Here is a 2,878-nt window from a genome sequence, read left to right on the forward strand (position 1 = left end):
TTCCCCGGGTTTACGCTCACTTCCGGGGGGGCACCCCGGGTTTTGCACCCCCCCCGGCCCCCGGCGGCTCGGCCCCGCCGGGCGCGACGGGGTGGCCGGTACCGCCCCCGCTGTCCGGGGCGGGAGAGCGGGGGCGGTACCGGGTGGGACGGTCGGCCGCGGCCGGGGGGTGCGCGGGCCGACCGGGCTCACTTCGCGAGGAACGCCAGCAGCGCGGTGTTGACCTCCTCGGCGTGGGTCCAGAGCAGGCCGTGCGGCGCGCCCTCGATCTCCACGTAGTCGGCCGAGGGCAGCGCCTTGTGGAAGACGCGGGCGGTGTTCTCGATCGGCAGGGTGCGGTCGCCGGTGCCGTGCAGGATCAGGGCCGGCACGTCGATCTTGGCGATGTCGGCGCGGAAGTCCGTGTACCAGGTGGTCGGCGCGGCCGAGGCGGCGAAGGAGCCGCCGCTGGCGGCGACGTTCCAGCTGTTGCGGACGGCCTCCTCGCTGATCCGGGTGCCGAGGTTCTCGTCCAGGTTGTAGAAGTCGTTGAAGAAGCCGGTGTAGAAGGCGTACCGGTCGGCCTTCACCGCGGCGACGATGCCGTCGAAGAACTCCTGCGGGGCGGCGCCGTCCGGGTTGTCGTCGGTCTTCAGCAGGTAGGGCTCCAGCGAGGCCAGGAAGGCGACCTTGGCGATCCGCTCGGAGCCGTAGGTGCCCAGGTACCGGCCGGCCTCGCCGGTGCCCATCGAGAAGCCGACCAGCACGGCGTCGCGGAGGTCGAGGGTCTCCAGCACGGTGTGGAGGTCCGCGGCGAAGGTGTCGTAGTCGTAGCCGGTGGTCGGCTGGGAGGACTGGCCGAAGCCGCGGCGGTCGTAGGTGATGACGCGGTAGCCGGCCTCCAGCAGGGCGGCGCTCTGGCGCTCCCAGGAGTGCCCGCTCAGCGGGAACCCGTGGATGAGGACGACCGGCTGGCCGGTGCCGTGGTCCTCGTAGTAGAGGTCGATGGAGGTGGAGTTCTCCTGGCCAACGGTGATGTACGGCATGGGGTTTCCCTTTCTTACGGCACAGCGGGAGGCTGCGGCGGTTCACACGCTAGGGGCGGTCGGCGGCGGCCGGTTGCCTGTGAGAGCACCCTGAATCGTCCGAGAGCGCTACGGACGGGCTGACCCGCGGGCGAACGGGTGACACCGGGCCGACCGGCACGGCGGCGGGGCGGACCGAGGCACGGCGGCGGCGCGGGCCGACCGGCACGACGGGTGCGCGGACCGACCGCGGACTGTGCGCCGTCGGAACAGGCCCGTGGCCCGCGCGTTCCTAGCCTGAGGACCACAGACACCCGTGATCCGGAGGCCTCGGCGAGGCCCCAGTAAGGACCCCTGATGACGACGAACGACACACCCACCGTCGTGCTGGTGCACGGCGCCTTCGCCGACGGCTCCACCTTCGCCCGGGTCGTCCCCGAGCTGCTGGCCGACGGACTGGACGTGGTGGTGCCGGCCGTGCCCAACCGCACCCTGACCGGGGACTCCGCCTACATCGCGTCGGTGGTCCGGCGGATCCCCGGGCCGGTCGTGCTGGTCGGCCACTCGTACGGCGGCGCCGTGATCACCGTGGCGGGCGCCGAGGAGAACGTCAAGGCGCTGGTGTACCTGGCGGGTTACGCGCTGGAGGAGGGCGAGAGCCTGGGCGAGCTGCAGGGCCGCTTCCCCGACTCCGAGCTCGCCTCCGCGCTCGTGTACAGCCCCTTCCCGCTGGAGGGCGGGGACGGCGAGGGCACCGACGTGTCGGTCGAGGTGGACCGCCTCCCGGCGATCTTCGCGGCCGACGTCGACCCCGCGCTGGCCCGGGTCCTCGCCGTCTCCCAGCGCCCGCTCGCCGCGGCCGCGTTCGGCGAGGCCGCGCCCACCGCGGCGTGGCGGACCAAGCCGTCCTGGGGGCTCGTCGCGAGCGCCGACCGGACCCTCAACCCCGAGGTCCAGCGGTTCGGCTACCAGCGGGCCGGCATGACCACGGTCGAGGTGGACTCCTCGCACCTGGTCATGCTCTCCCGGCCCGAGCGGGTCGCCGACCTGATCCGCGAGGCCGTCCGGTCGCTGGACAAGTGACCACCCCGACCAGCCCGACCACCCCGACCAGTCCCACCTGCCCGACCAGCCCCACCGCACAGGACCCAGGACGCACCATGACCAGCCAGCCCCACCTCCACCAGCACGGCCCCGAACTCCAGGAGTTCGGCACCGTCACCCAGCTGCCGATCGCGCTCTCCCACGACGCCCGGCAGTACTCCTGCCAGCGGCTCAACCGCGTCCTCGCGGACACCCAGTTCCTGTACGCGCTGTACAAGAAGTACCACTGGGGCATGCGCGGGCCGACGGCCTACCAGCTGCACCTGCTCTTCGACAAGCACGCCCAGGAGCAGCTGGAGCTGGTCGACGCGCTCGCCGAACGGGTGCAGAGCCTCGGCGGCGTCGCGGTGGGCGACCCCCGGCACGCCGCCGAGATCACGGGCGTGCCGCGCCCGCCGGACGGCATCGAGGGCGTGCAGTCGATGCTCTCGCGCCTCCTGGACGCGCACGAGACGATCCTCACCGACGTCCGCGACGCCGCCACCCGGACGGCGGAGCTCGGCGACGACGGGACCCAGGACCTCCTGGTGTCCCAGATCATCCGCACCGGCGAGACCCAGGTCTGGTTCCTCGCCGAGCACCTGGTCGTCACCCCCTAGCGGGGAGTGACCGCGGAGCCGGGCCTGTTCGTCGGCAGGCCGGCTCCGCACCGTGCCGGGCCCGTTCGTCGGCGGGTCCGGCACTTCGCGTTTCCCGTTCCGCTCGTCGACGGGCCCGGTACGTCTCGGCCCCCCCGGGGGGGGGGGGCACACCGGGGGTGGCCCCCACCC

General features: G+C 73.2%; 3 protein-coding genes. 2 read left to right on the top strand and 1 reads right to left on the bottom strand.

Annotated elements, in window-relative coordinates; all coding sequences use genetic code 11:
* Positions 1–188: 188 nt before the first annotated feature.
* Positions 189–1,025, bottom strand: a complete 837-nt coding sequence (locus ABZW03_RS39350; RefSeq protein ID WP_355269462.1) for an alpha/beta hydrolase — start codon at positions 1,023–1,025, stop codon at positions 189–191.
* A gap of 336 nt (positions 1,026–1,361) precedes the next feature.
* Here ABZW03_RS39350 and ABZW03_RS39355 point away from each other — a divergent pair, with 336 nt between their 5' ends.
* Both ABZW03_RS39355 and ABZW03_RS39360 read left to right on the top strand, forming a co-directional pair.
* On the top strand, positions 1,362–2,087 hold the full coding sequence (locus tag ABZW03_RS39355) for an alpha/beta hydrolase (RefSeq protein WP_355269464.1): 726 nt from the start codon (positions 1,362–1,364) through the stop codon (positions 2,085–2,087).
* 77 nt (positions 2,088–2,164) lie between these two features.
* Positions 2,165–2,707 carry a DNA starvation/stationary phase protection protein gene (locus ABZW03_RS39360; RefSeq protein ID WP_355269466.1) on the top strand — a complete coding sequence of 181 codons (543 nt, stop codon included), beginning with the start codon at positions 2,165–2,167 and terminating at the stop codon, positions 2,705–2,707.
* The last annotated feature ends 171 nt before the right edge of the window (positions 2,708–2,878 follow it).

The sequence above is a fragment of the Kitasatospora sp. NPDC004799 genome (assembly GCF_040609095.1).
Classification (GTDB): Bacteria; Actinomycetota; Actinomycetes; order Streptomycetales; family Streptomycetaceae; genus Kitasatospora.

Excerpts from the sequence above, each read along its gene's own strand:
- ABZW03_RS39350 (WP_355269462.1), bottom strand. The coding sequence starts at position 1,025 with ATGCCGTACATCACCGTTGGCCAGGAGAACTCCACCTCCATCGACCTC.
- ABZW03_RS39360 (WP_355269466.1), top strand. The coding sequence starts at position 2,165 with ATGACCAGCCAGCCCCACCTCCACCAGCACGGCCCCGAACTCCAGGAG.
- ABZW03_RS39355 (WP_355269464.1), top strand. The coding sequence starts at position 1,362 with ATGACGACGAACGACACACCCACCGTCGTGCTGGTGCACGGCGCCTTC.